At 66.3% G+C, this 15,667-nt stretch carries 17 protein-coding genes; 9 read left to right on the top strand and 8 right to left on the bottom strand.

The window, feature by feature from the left end; translation table 11 throughout:
- Positions 1 to 120 precede the first annotated feature (120 nt).
- Positions 121 to 1,266 carry a glycosyltransferase gene (locus EV560_RS15140; RefSeq protein WP_131856600.1) on the top strand — a complete coding sequence of 382 codons (1,146 nt, stop codon included), beginning with the start codon at positions 121 to 123 and terminating at the stop codon, positions 1,264 to 1,266.
- A gap of 100 nt (positions 1,267 to 1,366) precedes the next feature.
- On the opposite strand, the gene EV560_RS15135 is transcribed toward EV560_RS15140, so the two are convergent.
- Entirely contained in the window at positions 1,367 to 1,561 is a 195-nt protein-coding gene (locus tag EV560_RS15135; RefSeq protein WP_131856599.1) for a hypothetical protein, read from the bottom strand.
- 235 nt (positions 1,562 to 1,796) lie between these two features.
- On the opposite strand from EV560_RS15135, the gene EV560_RS15130 reads away from it, so the two are divergent.
- The 4 genes from EV560_RS15130 to EV560_RS15115 all read left to right on the top strand — a co-directional run bounded on the left by EV560_RS15130 (position 1,797) and on the right by EV560_RS15115 (position 5,940).
- Positions 1,797 to 2,171 (top strand): hypothetical protein, encoded by a 375-nt coding sequence (locus EV560_RS15130; protein WP_131856598.1) that lies wholly within the window; start codon positions 1,797 to 1,799, stop codon positions 2,169 to 2,171.
- Positions 2,172 to 2,343: 172 nt separating this feature from the next.
- Entirely contained in the window at positions 2,344 to 4,425 is a 2,082-nt protein-coding gene (parE, locus tag EV560_RS15125) for a DNA topoisomerase IV subunit B (RefSeq protein WP_131856597.1), read from the top strand.
- A 243-nt stretch (positions 4,426 to 4,668) separates the two neighbouring features.
- Positions 4,669 to 5,586 (top strand): LysR family transcriptional regulator, encoded by a 918-nt coding sequence (locus EV560_RS15120; protein ID WP_165923475.1) that lies wholly within the window; start codon positions 4,669 to 4,671, stop codon positions 5,584 to 5,586.
- A gap of 93 nt (positions 5,587 to 5,679) precedes the next feature.
- The gene (locus EV560_RS15115; RefSeq protein ID WP_131856595.1) at positions 5,680 to 5,940 is read left to right on the top strand and encodes a hypothetical protein; all 261 of its coding nucleotides are present in this window, start codon (positions 5,680 to 5,682) and stop codon (positions 5,938 to 5,940) included.
- 117 nt (positions 5,941 to 6,057) lie between these two features.
- On the opposite strand, the gene EV560_RS15110 is transcribed toward EV560_RS15115, so the two are convergent.
- Positions 6,058 to 6,750: an alpha/beta fold hydrolase gene (locus tag EV560_RS15110; RefSeq protein WP_131856594.1), complete on the bottom strand. Its 693-nt coding sequence runs from the start codon at positions 6,748 to 6,750 to the stop codon at positions 6,058 to 6,060.
- Positions 6,751 to 7,057: 307 nt separating this feature from the next.
- Between EV560_RS15110 and EV560_RS15105 the strand changes: the two genes are divergently transcribed.
- Together EV560_RS15105 and EV560_RS15100 are read left to right on the top strand one after the other, a co-directional pair.
- Positions 7,058 to 8,512 carry a DEAD/DEAH box helicase gene (locus tag EV560_RS15105; RefSeq protein ID WP_131856593.1) on the top strand — a complete coding sequence of 485 codons (1,455 nt, stop codon included), beginning with the start codon at positions 7,058 to 7,060 and terminating at the stop codon, positions 8,510 to 8,512.
- Positions 8,513 to 8,666: 154 nt separating this feature from the next.
- Complete coding sequence (locus EV560_RS15100) at positions 8,667 to 9,725, top strand: GGDEF domain-containing protein (protein WP_165923474.1); 1,059 nt, start codon at positions 8,667 to 8,669, stop codon at positions 9,723 to 9,725.
- Here EV560_RS15100 and EV560_RS15095 read toward each other — a convergent pair.
- Both EV560_RS15095 and EV560_RS15090 read right to left on the bottom strand, forming a co-directional pair.
- Entirely contained in the window at positions 9,685 to 10,050 is a 366-nt protein-coding gene (locus tag EV560_RS15095) for a TfoX/Sxy family protein (protein WP_131856591.1), read from the bottom strand. The two genes, EV560_RS15100 and EV560_RS15095, sit on opposite strands and share 41 nt — an antisense overlap.
- A 12-nt stretch (positions 10,051 to 10,062) precedes the next feature.
- Positions 10,063 to 10,458: a HesB/IscA family protein gene (locus EV560_RS15090; protein WP_131856590.1), complete on the bottom strand. Its 396-nt coding sequence runs from the start codon at positions 10,456 to 10,458 to the stop codon at positions 10,063 to 10,065.
- Positions 10,459 to 10,639: 181 nt separating this feature from the next.
- On the opposite strand from EV560_RS15090, the gene EV560_RS15085 reads away from it, so the two are divergent.
- Both EV560_RS15085 and EV560_RS15080 read left to right on the top strand, forming a co-directional pair.
- A complete protein-coding gene (locus EV560_RS15085) occupies positions 10,640 to 11,713 on the top strand; it encodes a malate/lactate/ureidoglycolate dehydrogenase (protein ID WP_131856589.1) in 1,074 nt (357 codons plus the stop codon).
- 10 nt (positions 11,714 to 11,723) lie between these two features.
- Positions 11,724 to 12,083 carry an MmcQ/YjbR family DNA-binding protein gene (locus EV560_RS15080; protein ID WP_131856588.1) on the top strand — a complete coding sequence of 120 codons (360 nt, stop codon included), beginning with the start codon at positions 11,724 to 11,726 and terminating at the stop codon, positions 12,081 to 12,083.
- Positions 12,084 to 12,131: 48 nt separating this feature from the next.
- Here EV560_RS15080 and EV560_RS15075 read toward each other — a convergent pair whose 3' ends face one another.
- The 4 genes from EV560_RS15075 to EV560_RS15060 form a co-directional block, all read right to left on the bottom strand.
- A complete protein-coding gene (locus EV560_RS15075) occupies positions 12,132 to 13,019 on the bottom strand; it encodes a PhzF family phenazine biosynthesis protein (protein ID WP_131856779.1) in 888 nt (295 codons plus the stop codon).
- Between the two features lie 97 nt (positions 13,020 to 13,116).
- Positions 13,117 to 14,022, bottom strand: coding sequence for a protein-L-isoaspartate O-methyltransferase family protein (locus tag EV560_RS15070; protein ID WP_131856587.1), 906 nt, complete (start codon positions 14,020 to 14,022; stop codon positions 13,117 to 13,119).
- Between the two features lie 6 nt (positions 14,023 to 14,028).
- Positions 14,029 to 14,412 (bottom strand): SUF system Fe-S cluster assembly protein, encoded by a 384-nt coding sequence (locus EV560_RS15065; RefSeq protein ID WP_131856586.1) that lies wholly within the window; start codon positions 14,410 to 14,412, stop codon positions 14,029 to 14,031.
- Positions 14,413 to 14,425: 13 nt separating this feature from the next.
- Positions 14,426 to 15,664 carry a cysteine desulfurase gene (locus EV560_RS15060; RefSeq protein WP_131856585.1) on the bottom strand — a complete coding sequence of 413 codons (1,239 nt, stop codon included), beginning with the start codon at positions 15,662 to 15,664 and terminating at the stop codon, positions 14,426 to 14,428.
- Positions 15,665 to 15,667 lie beyond the last annotated feature (3 nt).

The following is a 15,667-nucleotide window of genomic DNA, read 5'->3' as shown; positions in this document are numbered from 1 at the left end:
CGTCAACCTTACCAATGCGCTGAGACGGTGCCGGAGTGCTCGGCACCGACCGTTACAAACCTAACCTTAGGAAAGCCGTGCCATGACGCCTGTGAGCCCCTCTGATGAGCCGCAGCCCGCATGCGTTCCCCCTCCCCGACACCCGCCGTCGTGATCTTCGGTTCGGCCCGGCCGGTCACCTGCGCGGTGATGGATTATTCGCGCCGCCTCTGTGATGCGATCAACGCCCATCGCCCCGGCTTCGTCACGATGCGGACGATCGAGCCGCAGCAACCCGTCGCCTTCGTCTCTGCTGTCGCCGCTGCCCTGCGGCATGGTCAGGTCGCGCATTTCCAGCTCCCGGTCGAGGGCTGGGGCAATGCGATCCTGCCCGGCTCGGCGCTGATGGCGGCTCGCCTCATGACCCGCAAGGGCCGCATCGCCGTGACCCTGCACGAATGGGCCTCGCTCAACCGGCTGCGCTATCTCTCGATGATCCCGGACGTGGTGGCCACCGACGGCTTCATCTTGGTCTCGCAGCAGCAGCGCGAGAGTTTCCTCCGGACACCGCTGGTCGGCGAGAGGAAGAAGCAGGCGGCCCCCGTCATCCCGATCGGTCCCAATATCATGCCGGCCCGGATCGATCCGACGCGTGTTGCCGAGGAGCGCCTGAAAACACGCGGCGCCGGTGACAAGGCCGCCGAACTGGTCATCGGCTATTTCGGCGTGCTCTATGCCAGCAAGCGCCCGGACATGCTGCTGCGCGTGGTCAAGGCACTGCACGAGCGTGGCACGAAAGCCCGACTGCTGATCTGCGGCGATTTTCTCTGGGACAAGCCAGGGGATCGCGAGGCCTTCTTCGGGCTCGCCGGCGAGCTCGGCATGCTCGACTGGCTCGATTTCCGCGGCCGTATCGACGACGAGGGCGAGCTGATGGCGGCCCTCTCGGCAGCCGACGTCTTCCTGCTGCCCTTCACCGACGGCATCAGCACGCGGCGCGGCAGCTTTCAGGCCGTTAGCCAGCTAGCTATACCCCTGGTCTCCACGTTCCCGGAGCTGCCGGACGAATTCGACCTCGCGCCTTCGCTCAAAGCCAAGATCGACAATCCCGCCACGGTGCTCTGTCCGATCGATGCGACGCCGGAGGTCTTCGCCGAAGCCATCCTCGCCGCCCATGCCCGCAAGGCGGAAGCGATCGGCGTCGATCTCGCAAAATCCTGGGATGATGCGGCACAGGCGCATTTCGCCTTCTACGACCGGCTGATCGCCGGCGAGCTTGTTGCCTAGGGTCTGTATTCATATTGGGGGTGCCGCGACGCACCAGCCGGGCAAAAGGCCCGCGCCGGCAAAAATGGCCGACTGCCGCGTCGGTCCCTTGCCCGATGCCTTAGCGCAGCGCCAGGGCGACAAGCCCGGCCAGCGCAATCGCGGCGACCAGCCACCAGAGGCGCCGGGACTGGCTCATGCCGAAGCGCGGGGGCAGGACGGCCAGGTCCTCATGCGCGAAAGCTTCGCCGGCAAGACGAGCGGTCCGCTCCAGTCCAGCCAGCTTCACCCTTGGTACCGGCGCATGCGATGTCATGGCTCGTCCCCCTGCCAAAGTTATAGCTCATCGCAGCGAATTGCGAAGCCCGACTTCGGTCTGAGTGTCCGTCGGGCTGACTTAACGCCACATGAGCCGGATTCGTTCCCAGGTGGGCGCAACTGGCTTAGTCCAAAATAGCCAGACGCAACTGCCTCCATCATCTGCATGACAGCGGAACTACCGAATCGAAGTACTTCGGCCATCCAGTTGACTTGAGCCAGAAAGCAACGCCATGACCCCGCGCACGCCGTCGGCCACCCTCTTCCTTCGTTTCGCCCCGCTGCTCGCCCTCGCCGGGATGGGATTGGGCATCGCCATGGGCATCAGCCAGGATCACCGGCTGCAAACCCTGCATGCCCATATCAACCTGATCGGCTGGGTCTCGATGTTCCTGGCCGGCCTGTACTACCGCGTCGTGCCCGCGGCGGATGGCCGCCTCGCCTATTGGCATTTCGGCTTTGCCATTCTCGGGCTCGCGTCACTAGGAACCGGGCTGGCCGGCCTTGCCTTCGGCGACCGTTCCTTCGAGCCCTTCGCGGTCGTCGGCTCGCTGCTCACCATTGCCTCGATGGCGATCTTCGCCTGGATCGTCGCCCGGACGAGCTGAACCGGCCTTGGCAGCGCCATTCGGGGCTTTGCACGCCGAGCCCACAAATCCACCGCGATTTTCCTGGAGACCTTCGCCCCCGCATGACGGCTCTGCTATGTCCGTTAAGGCGGATGACAGCGACCTTGCGCTAGTCTAGGGCGTTGCGAATCAGGTGGACCGGCGGAACCGAATGGCTGAAAGCGGCGATCTTTTTGGCGGGAATGACAACAGCGCGGCGCGCCCGCCGGCGCCGCCGGAGAAGCGCGAGCCGGCACAGCCGGCCAAAGCTGCCGCGGGCAACAGCGCGCCGCGCGGCAACGGCACCTTGTCCGAGACCGGCTATACCGCTTCCGCCATCGAGGTGCTGGAAGGTCTGGAGCCTGTCCGTCGCCGCCCAGGCATGTATATCGGCGGCACCGATGAGCGCGCGCTGCACCATCTCTTCGCCGAGGTGATCGACAACGCCATGGACGAGGCCGTCGCCGGCCACGCCACCTTCATCGACGTCGAGCTGTTCGAGGACGGCTCGCTCGCCGTCAACGACAATGGTCGCGGCATCCCGGTCGATCCGCATCCGAAGTTCCCCGGCAAATCGGCGCTTGAAGTCATCATGACGACGCTGCATGCCGGCGGTAAGTTCGACTCGAAGGCCTATGAGACCTCGGGCGGCCTGCACGGCGTCGGCGTCTCCGTCGTCAACGCGCTCTCCGACCGGCTCGAGGTCGAGGTCGCGCGCGGCCAGACGCTCTATCGCCAGGTCTTCTCGCGCGGCGTTCCGCAAGGGCCGCTCGAGACGGTCGGGCGCGTCGCCAACCGGCGCGGCACCAAGGTTCGCTTCCATCCCGATGCGCAGATTTTTGGCGAGGGCGCGCATTTCTCGCCTGCCCGCCTGTTCCGCATGGCGCGCTCGAAGGCCTATCTCTTCGGCGGCGTCGAGATCCGCTGGACCTGCGCCCCGTCGCTCCTGAAGCCCGAGGGCGATGTCGCGGCCGAGGCCGTCTTCCGTTTCCCCGGCGGCCTGCGCGACTACCTGGCCCGCGAGATCGAGGGCAAGGACCTCGTCGCCGAGCCGATCTTCTCCGGCAAGATCACCAAGGAGGGCAGCCACGGCTCGCTCGAATGGGCGATCGCCTGGCTCGCGACCGGCGAGGACGGCTTCTCCTCCTCCTATTGCAACACCATCCCCACGCCCGAGGGCGGCACTCACGAATCCGGCCTGCGCATCGCGCTGCTGCGCGGCCTGCGCGACCATGCCGAGCGCATCGGCCAATCGAAGCGCATGGCGCAGGTCACGTCTGATGACGTCATGGCCACCTGCGCCGCCATACTCTCGGTCTTCATTCGCGAGCCGGAATTCCAGGGTCAGACCAAGGACAAGCTCGCGACCCTTGAGGCCTCCCGCATCGTCGAGAACGCGGTGCGCGACGCCTTCGACCATTGGCTCGCTGCGGCACCGCAACAGGCGCTCAAGCTGCTCGACTGGTCGGTCGACCGGGCCGAGGAGCGCTTGCGCCGCCGGCTCGAGAAGGAGGTCTCGCGCAAGACCGCGACGCGCAAGCTGAGATTGCCGGGGAAACTGGCGGATTGCAGTTCTGCTGGCGCCGCGGGCTCCGAGATCTTCATCGTCGAGGGCGATTCCGCCGGCGGCTCGGCCAAGCAGGCGCGCAACCGCGCCAACCAGGCGATCCTGCCGCTGCGCGGCAAGATCCTCAATGTCGCCAATGCGACGCGCGACAAGCTCCACGCCAACCAGCAACTCGCCGACCTGATCCTGGCGCTCGGCTGCGGCATCGGCAGCCAGTTCCGCGAGGACGACCTGCGCTATGAGAAGGTCATCGTGATGACCGACGCCGATGTCGACGGCGCCCATATCGCCTCGCTGCTCGTCACCTTCTTCTGGCGCCAGATGCCGCGGCTGATCGAGAAGGGCCATCTCTACCTGTCGGTGCCGCCGCTCTACCGGCTCCGCCATGGCACGAAGTCGATCTATGCCCGTGACGATGCGCATAAGGACGAGCTGTTGGAGACGGTGTTCAAGGGCAAGAAGCCCGAGATCGGCCGCTTCAAGGGCCTGGGCGAGATGATGCCGGCCGAGCTCAAGGAGACCACCATGGATCCGAGCAAGCGCACGCTGCTCAAGGTCATGGTCGATCACGAGGCGAAGGAAGAGACCGCCGATACGGTCGAGCGGCTGATGGGAAACAAGCCGGAGGCACGCTTCCTCTTCATCCAGGAGCGGGCCGCCTTTGCCGGCGAGCTGATCGACCTTTGACGGCCGGCGGCGCGCGCTCGGGCCGGGCGCGCCACCCCGTCAGATTTGCCGGCCTCGCCGTCAATTTCGGCGGGCTGTCCGCAGCGCGGCACACCGGCATCGTGCCCGCATGCCGAAGAGACATCGCCAAGACCCCAATGGCCCATGCCGCGCGCCCAACGACTGGCCTCGTGTCCCGCCCCAGCAATGGCCGCTGAGCGCGCGGGGCAGCCTGCTCCCGCTCCATCTCGACGCGACGCTGGCTTGGCGCCCGCGCAATGGGACGATATCGCCCTCTTCCACGCCGTCGTCGCCCATCGCGCATTGGTCCTGGCGGCGGCGGCGCTCGGGCTGAGCGATGCGACGCTCGCCAGACGCATCAAGGCCTTCGAGGCGCGGCTTGGCGTCCCGCTGTTCCGGCGTACTGCGAACCGGCTGGTCCTGACCGAGGCCGGCGCTGCGCTGGCCGCGGATGCGGCGGAGATCGCGTCCGGCGTCGAGCGCTTCGTCAACCGCGCGCGGGCGATGCGCGCAGCCGACGACGCCCCGGTCCGCATCACCGCTACGACCTCGATCAGCCTCTTCCTGACCATGCACGCGACAGGCATCTCGGCGGCCGCCGGCAACGTCGAGATCGTGATCATCAGCACGCGCGAGCGGCTCGATATCGCACGCGGCGATGCCGACATCGCCGTGCGCATGCACAAGCCGCCGCAGGAGAACGGTCATTTCAGCCAGAAGGTCGGCCGGCTGGCGCAGGCGCTCTATGCGCGCCGCGATGCCGATCCGGCGACGGCGCCGATTATCTCGGTCAATCGCGAGGTCTCGTCGCGGATCGACCAGCATATCCTGCGCTGGGCCAACGGTCGGCCGATCGCCGCCCGAGTCGGCGATTCCGCCGCTCGCTACGAGAGCATCCGCTCGTCCGGCGCCGTCTCGATGGCGCCTTGCTTCATGGCCGATGCCGATGAGGCGCTGGTGCGGCTGGGGCCGCCACCACCTGAAACAGCCGACGAGATCTTCCTCGTCTCGCATGAGGTCTCGCGGCAGCGCCCGGCCGTGCTCGCCGTGCTCAAGGCACTCCAGAGCGTGTTTCGCGAGAACCGGGCCCGGTTGAACGGCGACGGCGTCGCCTCGAGCATCATTCATCGGGCCGGCGATCAATCCGCTGCATCAGGCTGATCGCGGCAAGCATTCGCTAACCGTCTTTTTACTGCGCCGCGCGCATTCTCTTGCCATTGGCGCCTGCGCGCCGGGGGCATGGCGGGCTGTCGCATGGAAATCATCAAACTGTTCTGGAAGAACGAGCGCGGCACGATGGTCGCCGATATCGCCAAGGCCGGCGCGGCCATCGCCTTCCTTTCGGTCATCGCCGCCAACTTCATCTCGTCGCAGACGGCGCGCCTCGATAGCGAGCGCCTGAGCCAGGTCGCAGCCGCGGCGTCGAAAGGCCAGCCGATCGATCCGCTCGTGACGGGCTCGATCCGCAAGAGCGCGAATGAGACGAAGCTCGATCCCTGCAATCTGCCGCGCTAGAGCATTTTCAAGCGAAGTCGGTACCGGTTCGCGTGAAGAAAATGCGCCAAAACGAAAGCCTGGAGAATTTTCGCGATTCGAAGAAACGCGGAAATGCTCTAGATCCGGTCTGAGAATCTAGCCCAGCCAGGCCAACAGCTCCTGCCTCGCCGCCTCCGGCGCCTCCAGCGTCGAGAGGTGGCCGCTGCCGGGCAGCACCACCAGCTTCGCCTTGCCGATGCCGGCCGCCATTTCCTGCGCCTCGGCGACCGGCGTGATCACGTCCTCCTCGCCGACCAGCACCAGCGTCGGCACTGAAATCGCAGCAAAGCCAGGCCGCGAATCCGGTCGCCCCATGATGGCGCGCTGCTGCCGGATGAAGCCCTCGGCGCCGATATCATCGGCCATTTGCCGCACGAGCAGCCGCAAGGACTCGTCGGTCAGGTGGCTCGGCGCGACCAGCCTTTGCCAGAGCAGGGTCGTGACATTGTCGAAGGCGCCCTTCTCCGCCAGCGCGATCATTTGCTCGCGCGGCACATTGTTTTCCGGCGTCGCCGGCTTGGCGCTGGTGTCGAGCAATGCTAGCCGCGTCACCCGCGCCGGCGCCTGCCGCATGATCTCGAAGGCGATATAGCCGCCCATCGACAAGCCGCACAGCGCGAAGCGTTCCGGCGCCGCCGCGAGCAGGCGGGTCGCGATCGCGCTCAGGCGCTCGTCTTTGGCATGGTCGGCGACCAGGATGGCCCGCCCCGGCGCCAGCGCCGGCCATTGCGGCCCGTAGAGCGCGGCCGTGCAGCTCAGGCCCGGGATCAGGACGAGCGGTTCAGGCATAAGGCGTAAATCCTCTTTGGCTCGCGAAGGATGGGCCGCAGTGAAGAGCGAGTTGCCTGACCGGAGCAAGGGGGCCGGAGGTCGCGCCATGATCAGGATCGCGCCTGTTGGAGCCGCGCGCAAACGGGATAATGCGATGATGTCGATAGAGCAATGCTGCATTGACAGCCTAGTTTATTGACTTCGCCGCGCTTTTTCTGCATTGCACGGGAGTCCGAAGGCGCGCAGGAGAGAGACGTCGCGCCAGCGTCGCGGTTGATAGGTCATCCCGCCACGTGCAACCGACCCTTGAGAAGCGCAACCGTCGATGTCTTTTGCCGAACTCGGCCTCAGTGAAAAGGTTCTGACAGCGGTCACGACCGCTGGCTACACTACGCCGACCCCGATCCAAGCCCAGGCCATCCCCCACGTCCTTGCCCGCCGCGATGTCCTCGGAATCGCCCAGACAGGCACCGGCAAGACCGCCGCCTTCACCTTGCCGATGCTGACTATCCTGGAGAACGGCCGCGCCCGTGCCCGGATGCCACGCACGCTGATCCTGGAGCCGACCCGCGAGCTCGCGGCTCAGGTCGAGGAGAACTTCACCCGCTACGGCGTCAACCAGAAGCTCTCGGTCGCTCTCCTGATCGGCGGTGTCTCCTTCGGCGACCAGGACGCCAAGATCACCCGCGGCGTCGACGTGCTGATCGCCACGCCCGGCCGCCTGCTCGATCATGTCGAGCGCGGCAAGCTCCTGCTCACAGGCGTCGAGCTTCTCGTCATCGACGAGGCCGACCGCATGCTCGACATGGGCTTCATCCCGGATATCGAGCGCATCTGCAAGCTGGTGCCCTTCACCCGCCAGACCCTGTTCTTCACGGCGACGATGCCGCCGGAGATCACGCGGATCAGCGAGCAGTTCCTGCACAACCCGACCCGCGTCGAGGTCTCGCGCCCGGCGACAGCCGCCACGACGATCACCCAGCGCCTGATCGCCTCGAACAGCCAGGATTTCGAGAAGCGCGAGACGCTGCGCCGCCTGATCAAGGACGCCAAGGACCTGCAGAACGCCATCGTCTTCTGCAACCGCAAGCGCGATGTCGCGACGCTGCACAAATCGCTGCAGAAGCATGGCTTCCCGGCCGTCGCCCTGCATGGCGACATGGACCAGTACGCGCGCATGGCCGCGCTGGAATCCTTCCGTACCGGCGAGAACCCGATCCTCGTTGCCAGCGACGTCGCGGCCCGCGGTCTCGACATCCCGGCCGTCAGCCACGTCTTCAATTTCGACGTGCCGACCCATGCCGAGGATTATGTTCACCGCATCGGCCGCACCGGCCGCGCGGGGCGCGAAGGCGCGTCCTTCACCATCGTCACCCGCCATGACGACAAGCTCGTCGCGGCGATCGAGAAGCTGACCGGCCAGCCGATCGAATGGGAAGGCCCCGGCCTCGATGCCTTGCCCCCCGGCGAGCCGCGCGCCGAGCGGCGCGAGCGTCGCGACGAGCGCCGCCCAGGACGCGGTCGCGATCGCGGCCGTCCCGAACGCGCACCGCGCGGCGAGCAGGCCGAGGCTGTCGCGACCGAGCGCCCCAATGGCGAGCCGCGCCGGCAGGGCTCCGAGGGAGCGACCAAGACGCGCATTCGCCCCGAGCGCGATCAAGCTCAGAGGCCGGCGCAGGCTCAACAGCGCCGGCGCGATGACGATGACCACGAGCCCAAGGTGAAGGGGCTCGGAGATCATGTTCCTGCCTTCCTTCTGCGCCCTGTCAGGGTCGGCTGACCTTACGATATCTTAATTCAATTCGGTCAATGTCCCGCTGCGGCCAGTATTACCGCGCGGGGCGCTTGCCACCGTCACGACGGACAGGATGTCCCGCTTCGATTCACAAGCCAAGGGCCGGCGTCGCCGGTTCATGGTCGGTCGGGCGTTGTCGATGAGCGAGCAGGCACAAGCATCCCTTCAGTCGATCGAGCTCGCCGATCGTGTCGTCGCCGCCATGCGCCAGCACGGTTCGCCCGGATATCCGCGCGCCTTCGAGGTCTGGTACGCGCATCTGAGCGGTGAGATGCCGGCACTCAGCATGCAGATGAATGCCATCCTTGCCGCCAGCGAAGGCCATGTCGGCATCGCCGATATCGACACGCTCTATGATCGTTTCATCGGCACGGAGCGCCTGGCCCGCCAGGCCGAGCGCACCAGCCTGCAAGTGCTCGGCGAGATCGACGGCCTGATGAACCTCGTCAATCAGGCGCTCGATTCGAGCGAGCGCTATCATGGCCGCCTCGCCGCCATGTCCGACGAGGTCCCGCCTCCGGCCGATCGGCAGCGCCTGCGTGAATGGGTCGAGGCGCTGGTGATGTCGACGCGCGAGGAGGTCGTGCGCAAGACCCAGCTCGAGAGCCAATTGCGCGACAGCTCGAACGAGATCCGCCATTTGCGCGAGGCGCTGGAATCGACCCGCGCCGAAGCCCTGACCGATCCGCTGACAGGCCTCGCCAATCGCCGCCATTTCGAGGAGATGCTGCAGAAGACGATCGACCAGACCACCTTGCGGCGCGAGCCCTTTGTGCTGGTCATGGCCGATATCGATTTCTTCAAGACCTTCAACGACACGCATGGCCATTTGACCGGCGACCAGGTGCTGCGCCTCGTCGCGCGCACGATGAAGGACAAGTTCAAGGAGAAGGCGATCATCACCCGCTTCGGCGGCGAGGAATTCGCCATCATCCTGCCCGATACCGATATCGTCGCCGGCAAGTTCGGTGCCGAGACCGTGCGCCAGGCACTGCTGACCCGCGAGCTGGTCAAGCGCTCGACCAACGAGAATCTCGGCCGCATCACCATTTCGCTCGGCGTCGCCTGCTATCGCCGCGGCGATACCGCCGGTTCGATCGTCGATCGTGCCGATCAGGCCCTGATGCAGGCCAAGCGCGACGGTCGCAACCGCACCGTCACCGAAGAGGCGCTCGAGGCGACGAGCCGCGTCGCCTGACCGGCTTGGCGGCCTTGCGCTCCCGCGCCGCCTGGAGTGCGAGCGCGGTCCAGCGTCGCAGCTCCTCGACATCGTCGAGCGCGGTTTCCGGTACCAGCCAGTAATTCAGCGAGAACGGCTTGCCCTTCCTGTCATAGGTGAAGGGCCGGCTGCCAACGTCCTCGAAGCGGGATTTGGTCACCTCGTCGGCCTTGAGGTAGATCTCGCCGTCAGCCGCGAGTGCGAACATCAGTTCGCCGTCATAGATGCCGTAGCCGCCGAACATCATGCGCACGCGCACCGGCAGAATATCGGCGAAGAGATCGCGGATTGCCGCGGCGTCCATCGGACGCGAACGCTACTGCGTCGCCAGCGCGCTTTCCGCCCGCGGCTTGATCTCGACCGATTCGCCGCAGCCGCAGGCCGAGACCTGGTTCGGATTGTTGAAGACGAAGGTCGAGGAAAAGCGGTCGGTCTTGAAGTCGAGCTCGGTGCCGAGCAGGAACAGCACCGCCTTGGCGTCGACGATGACGCTTGCATCCTTCTCGGTGACGAGCTCGTCGCCCTTGTTGAGCTCGCGCGCCACCTCGAACGTGTATTCCATGCCGGCGCAGCCGCCCTTCTTGACGCCGACCCGCAGGCCGAGCGCCGGGGCGTCCGGGTTGTCGCGCGCCGACTGCGCCATGATCTCGCGAATACGGCCAGCCGCCGCGTCGGTCAGCGAGACGACCTTCAAGCCAGGAATCGAAAACATACCTCTGTCCTTCCTCGATCGGATTCAAGGTCCGACGCACCAGGATTGCTCGGCATAACATAGGGATTGATGAAGAGAAGGTCGAGATGCTGCGGCGCGTAGGCATGATATCGCACTGCGCATTGCATGGCGGGCCGGCTCATGCACTCTGGCATCCCCCGAAGCGTTTGACCCGGAAGACATGACCTATCGCCTGCACCGCCACGAAGCGCTTCGCGCGCTGACCCGCGAGATGATCGTCAAGGCCGGCTGGACCGAAGATGAGGCGGCGGAGACCGCGCATCACCTCGTGCTCGCTAATCTCAGCGGCCATGACAGCCACGGCGTCGGCATGCTGCCGCTCTATTTCAACTCGCTCACGGACGGCAATCTCAAGCCCAGCTCGAAGGCGAAGGTCCGGGTCGAGGCTGCGCCCTTCCTGATCGTCGACGGCAATGTCGCGCTCGGCCAGCCCACGGCGAGCGACGCCGTGCGCCACGCCGCGACGATGGCGCAGAGTGGCGGCGTCGCGATCCTCAACCTGCTCGATGCGCATCATATCGGCCGTATCGGCCATTATGCCGAGATCGCGGCCGAGGCCGGGCTGATCTCGTTCTTCTGGGTCAATGTCGCCGGCCGCCCGCCGATCGTCGCGCCCTTTGGCGCGAAACAGGCGCGTTTCGGCACCAACCCGCATGCGATCGGCATTCCCGTGCCGGATAACGAGCCGATCATCCTCGATTTCGCCACCAGCCGCATGGCGCATGGCAAGGCTCGCGTCGCGCTCAACAAGGGTGTGCCCGTTCCGCCCGGCTTCATCATCGATGGCGAGGGCCGCCCGACCACAGACCCGGCCCATGTCTTCCAGCATGCCATCCCGGGCCAGCCGCTCGGCGCGCTGCTGCCCTTCGGCGATCACAAGGGCGCGGGCCTGTCGCTGATCGTCGAGCTGCTCTCGGCCGGGCTGATGGGCGCGGCGCGGATCGACGAGAAGCCGCAGAAGACCTGGGTCATCAATTCGCTCTTCGGCGTGCTGATCGACCCGGCCCGGCTCGAGCCCGACGCGGGCCTGCGCAAGAGCCGGATCGAGAGCTATCTCGCCTTCGTCCGCGCCGCCAAGCCGCAGGATCCCGCCGATCCAGTGCTCGCCCCCGGCGACAAGGAACGCGCCACGCGTATCGAGCGGGCCAAGACCGGTATCCCGCTGGACGACGAGACCTGGGCGCAGATCGTCGCCGCAGCGGCTCGCTTCGGCATCGATGCGGAACGCTTCTGACCCTAAGGCGATGACGCTCGACGACTATAACAGCTTCTGCGCCTCCCTCCCCGCCACGACCCATGTCGTGCAATGGGGCGGCGCACATGTCTGGAAGGTCGGCGGTAAGGTCTTCGCCGTTGGCGGCGTCGGCAGCGGCCAGCTCGCGGTCTCGTTCAAATGTTCGCAGATGTCCTTCGCCATCCTCAGGGAGCAGCCCGGCCTCAGGCCCGCGCCCTATCTGGCCTCACGTGGCATGAGCTGGATTCAGCGCCAGAATGGCGAAAGCATGCCGGACGACGCCTTCAAGGACTATTTGCGCGAGAGCCACCGGCTCGTCGCGCTCAAGCTGCCGAAGAAATTGCGGGCTGAGCTGGAGCTCGGCCTCTAGATCGCATCGGCTTTTCCGAAACCGCAATCTACGTTTCGGGCCGATGCGCTAAAGCAGGGCCTCGCCCCGGAAGACCGGGACGCAGCCGCCGCCGACCGTCGCGCGGATACCGTCGGCGCCGCGCTGCGCGGTCAGCTTCAGCAGGCTGGGCCGGCCCATCTCGACGCCCTGGGTCAACTCGAAGCTGGCGCTGTCGCCACCTTCCAGCGAGAGCAGCAGAGCCGCGACCGTGGCGCTGGCCGAGCCGGTCGCAGGATCTTCCCAGGTGCCGGCCAGCGGTGCGAACATCCGCGCCCTGATCTTGCCGCCCTCGCGGACATAGAGGAACAACGAGAGCCGTCCCTGCAGCACTGGATGGGCTGCCTCCAGCACGCGATAGGCCGAGATGTCGGGCAGCGCCCGGGCGAGCGCCTCGGCCTTGACCTCGACCAGCACGAACTTGACGCCGACCGAGGCCTGGATCGGCCTGTGGGCCGCAACGATGATATCGGCAGGGGCGAGCCCGACACAGGAAGCGATGCCGTCGACTGGAAGCTCGATCCCGGTCGAGAGCGGCTGCGGCGCTGCGATGGTCGCCCCGGTCACGTTGTCGGCGCCGTCGCGCTCGACCTTGACCTCGACCAGCCCGGCTAGTTCCTCGAACAGCAGCACGCCATCCTTGTCGCGGCCATGGCGCGCCAGCACGCAGGCTGTGCCGACATTGGGATGGCCGGCGAAGGGCATTTCGCCGGTGCGATGGAAGATGCGGACGCGCGCGGTATGGGCCGGGTCCTCCGGCGGCAACACGAAGGTCGTCTCGCTATAGTTCATCTCAGCCGCGAGCGCCTGCATCTCGCCATCCGACATGCCGCGCGCATCGGTGAAGACGGCGAGCGGATTGCCGCCGAAACGGCGGTCCGTGAAGACGTCGACGGTCTCATAGGCATAGGTCGGCATGGCGGGCTCCAGCAGCTCCACCATCCATGTTGCCACCGATCGCCGCAGGCTGAAAATGAACAAAGCGAATGCGATCGATCACGGAGGCTTGCCAGCTTCAGCCCTCGGCCTGGAGCTCGTCATAGCTCAGGCTCCAGCCCTCTCCGCAGAGCCAGCAGCGCTGTGGCTGCGCCGCCCGGCCGAGCCGCAGGCTGTGCACGAATTCGGCTCCCTCCTTCTCCAGGGCCGCCGAGAGCGCCACCTGGTCGACCTCGGAGCCGGCAAGCATCCCCTCGGCGCAAACGAAGGAGACCGGGCCGAGCCAGGACGCGGCCAGGCCGTTGGCTCGCCGCTCGATCAGAAAGCTCGCGCCATAGAGCGCGGTGCGTCGCCGCGGGCCGCTCCGCTGTGGGGGGAGACCAAGTGGGAAGATCAGGCGTCCGCCCGGCGCGAGCTGTTCGAGCCAGGCGGCGGCCGGTCGCGCGACGGCGAAGTTTACATAGATGCAATCGGCCGGCTCGCGCGGCCAATCCGCACCGTCGCCCTGGAGCACGCTCACCTGCGGCAGGTCGGCGAGGTTGGCCTTGGCCTTCGCGACGAGATCCTGATCGAACTCGACCGCAAGGACCTTGCCTTCGGGACCGACGAGCGCAGCCAGGATCGCCGTGTAATAGCCTGTTCCGGCGCCGATATGGACGATGCGCTCGCCCCTCCGCGGCGCCAGCCTGTCGAGCCAGAGCGCGTGCAGCGACGGGCTGCCATTGTTGACGCCACGCTCCGGCGCGAGCGCGACCAGGACATCCTGATAGAGCACGACGGGATCGTCGCTGCTGAGGCCGGAATAGAGGCCGCCGCGCGAAAGCTGCCAGGGCGGTGGGCCGAGGAAGCGCTCACGGGGAATCTCCGAGAGGGCATCCTCAAGGCGCTGATTGCCGTCGACGCCGACGCTGGCCAGCATTTGCCGGGCATAGGCGCGCCGGACGATGGCGAGATGCCGCCCGTTCGTGCGCCCTTTCCCCGGCATGCGCGCTCACCACATGTCGAGAGCGACCCTCGCCTCATCCGACATGCGCGACTGATCCCAGGGCGGATCGAAGGTCATGTTGACCGTGACCGCGGAAACGCCCGGCACGGCGCTGACGGCATTCTCGACCCAGCCCGGCATCTCGCCGGCGACCGGGCAGCCCGGCGCGGTCAGCGTCATGTCGATCGCGACCTGGCGGTCATCCGCGATATCGACGCGATAGATCAGGCCGAGCTCATAGATATCGGCCGGAATCTCGGGATCGTAGATCGTCTTCAGGGCCGCGATGATGTCGTCGGTGAGACGGTCGATCTCCTCCGGCGGCAGCGTCGAGCCAGCCCCGAGCGCAGGCGCATTCGGCTTCAGCTCTTCGGTTGCGCTATCGGTCATGGCATCAATCCGTTCACACAAACAACGTCTCGGCCTTCTGCAAGGCCTCGACCAGCTTATCGACTTCTTCCATCGTGTTGTAGAGCCCGAAGGAAGCGCGGCAGGTCGACGTCACCCCATATCGTGCGAGGAGCGGCATCGCGCAATGGGTGCCGGCGCGCACTGCGACACCGGCGCGGTCGATCACGGTCGCAACGTCATGGGCATGGGCGCCCTTCATTTCGAAGGAGACGATCGCGCCCTTCTCCCGGGCATTGCCGAAAATCTTGATCGAATTCATCTCGCCGAGCCGCTGGCGGGCATAGTCGCCGAGCTTGGCCTCGTGAGCCGCGATGTTCTCACGCCCGAGCGCCATCATGTAGTCGAGCGCGACGCCGAGCCCCACCGCCTCGACGATCGCCGGCGTGCCGGCCTCGAACCGGTGCGGCGGGTCGTTATAGGTGATGTTGTCCTCGCTGACGGTGATGATCATCTCGCCGCCACCTTCATAGGGCGGCAGCTTCTCAAGCCATTCGCGCTTGCCCCAGAGCACGCCCGAGCCGGTCGGCCCATAGGTCTTGTGCCCGGTGAAGCAATAGAAGTCGCAGCCGAGCGTCTGGACGTCGACCGGCAGATGCACCGCGCCCTGGCTGCCATCGACCACCAGCGGAATGTGATAGGCTTGGCAGAGCGCCGCGACCTGCTGGATCGGGACGATGGTGCCGATCGCGTTCGACATCTGGGTCAGCGCCACGATCTTGGTACGCGGCGAGATCAGCTTCTCGAATTCGTCGATCAGGAAATTGCCGTCCTCGTCGATCGGCGCGAATTTCAGCACCGCGCCATAGCGTTCCCGCCAGAAATGCCAGGGCACGATGTTGGAATGGTGCTCCAGCGCCGAGAGGATGATCTCGTCGCCCTCCTGGATCTGGAGATAGCGCCCGAGCGAGGACGCGACCGCGTTGAGCCCGCCGGTCGAGGAGCGCGTGAACACGATCTCCTCGAGATGCGCCGCGTTGAGGAAGCGCCGCGCGCTCTCGCGCGCCGCCTCATAGGCCTCGGTCGAGGCATTGGCGAGATAGTGCAGGCCACGATGCACGTTGGAATAGCTCTCGCGCATCAGGCTCGACATCACGTCGATGACGACCTCCGGCTTCTGCGCCGAGGCGGCATTGTCGAGATAGACCAGCGGCTTGCCATAGACCTCGCGGCTCAGGATCGGGAAATCCTTCCTGATCAGCTCGACGTCATAGGGCTTCACGGGCGCATTCATCGC

Origin of the sequence: Allobosea sp. BK604, from assembly GCF_004341515.1 — a bacterium.
In the GTDB taxonomy this organism is placed as follows: Bacteria; Pseudomonadota; Alphaproteobacteria; order Rhizobiales; family Beijerinckiaceae; genus Allobosea.
This window is presented reverse-complemented; position numbering and strand designations above follow the sequence as displayed.

Bases quoted from the DNA above. Each gene is read 5' to 3' on its own strand.
- EV560_RS15140 (WP_131856600.1), top strand. From the start codon at position 121: ATGCGTTCCCCCTCCCCGACACCCGCCGTCGTGATCTTCGGTTCGGCC.
- EV560_RS15135 (WP_131856599.1), bottom strand. From the start codon at position 1,561: ATGACATCGCATGCGCCGGTACCAAGGGTGAAGCTGGCTGGACTGGAG.
- EV560_RS15130 (WP_131856598.1), top strand. From the start codon at position 1,797: ATGACCCCGCGCACGCCGTCGGCCACCCTCTTCCTTCGTTTCGCCCCG.
- parE (WP_131856597.1), top strand. From the start codon at position 2,344: ATGGCTGAAAGCGGCGATCTTTTTGGCGGGAATGACAACAGCGCGGCG.
- EV560_RS15115 (WP_131856595.1), top strand. From the start codon at position 5,680: ATGGAAATCATCAAACTGTTCTGGAAGAACGAGCGCGGCACGATGGTC.
- EV560_RS15110 (WP_131856594.1), bottom strand. From the start codon at position 6,750: ATGCCTGAACCGCTCGTCCTGATCCCGGGCCTGAGCTGCACGGCCGCG.
- EV560_RS15105 (WP_131856593.1), top strand. From the start codon at position 7,058: ATGTCTTTTGCCGAACTCGGCCTCAGTGAAAAGGTTCTGACAGCGGTC.
- EV560_RS15100 (WP_165923474.1), top strand. From the start codon at position 8,667: ATGAGCGAGCAGGCACAAGCATCCCTTCAGTCGATCGAGCTCGCCGAT.
- EV560_RS15095 (WP_131856591.1), bottom strand. From the start codon at position 10,050: ATGGACGCCGCGGCAATCCGCGATCTCTTCGCCGATATTCTGCCGGTG.
- EV560_RS15090 (WP_131856590.1), bottom strand. From the start codon at position 10,458: ATGTTTTCGATTCCTGGCTTGAAGGTCGTCTCGCTGACCGACGCGGCG.
- EV560_RS15085 (WP_131856589.1), top strand. From the start codon at position 10,640: ATGACCTATCGCCTGCACCGCCACGAAGCGCTTCGCGCGCTGACCCGC.
- EV560_RS15080 (WP_131856588.1), top strand. From the start codon at position 11,724: ATGACGCTCGACGACTATAACAGCTTCTGCGCCTCCCTCCCCGCCACG.
- EV560_RS15075 (WP_131856779.1), bottom strand. From the start codon at position 13,019: ATGCCGACCTATGCCTATGAGACCGTCGACGTCTTCACGGACCGCCGT.
- EV560_RS15070 (WP_131856587.1), bottom strand. From the start codon at position 14,022: ATGCCGGGGAAAGGGCGCACGAACGGGCGGCATCTCGCCATCGTCCGG.
- EV560_RS15065 (WP_131856586.1), bottom strand. From the start codon at position 14,412: ATGACCGATAGCGCAACCGAAGAGCTGAAGCCGAATGCGCCTGCGCTC.
- EV560_RS15060 (WP_131856585.1), bottom strand. From the start codon at position 15,664: ATGAATGCGCCCGTGAAGCCCTATGACGTCGAGCTGATCAGGAAGGAT.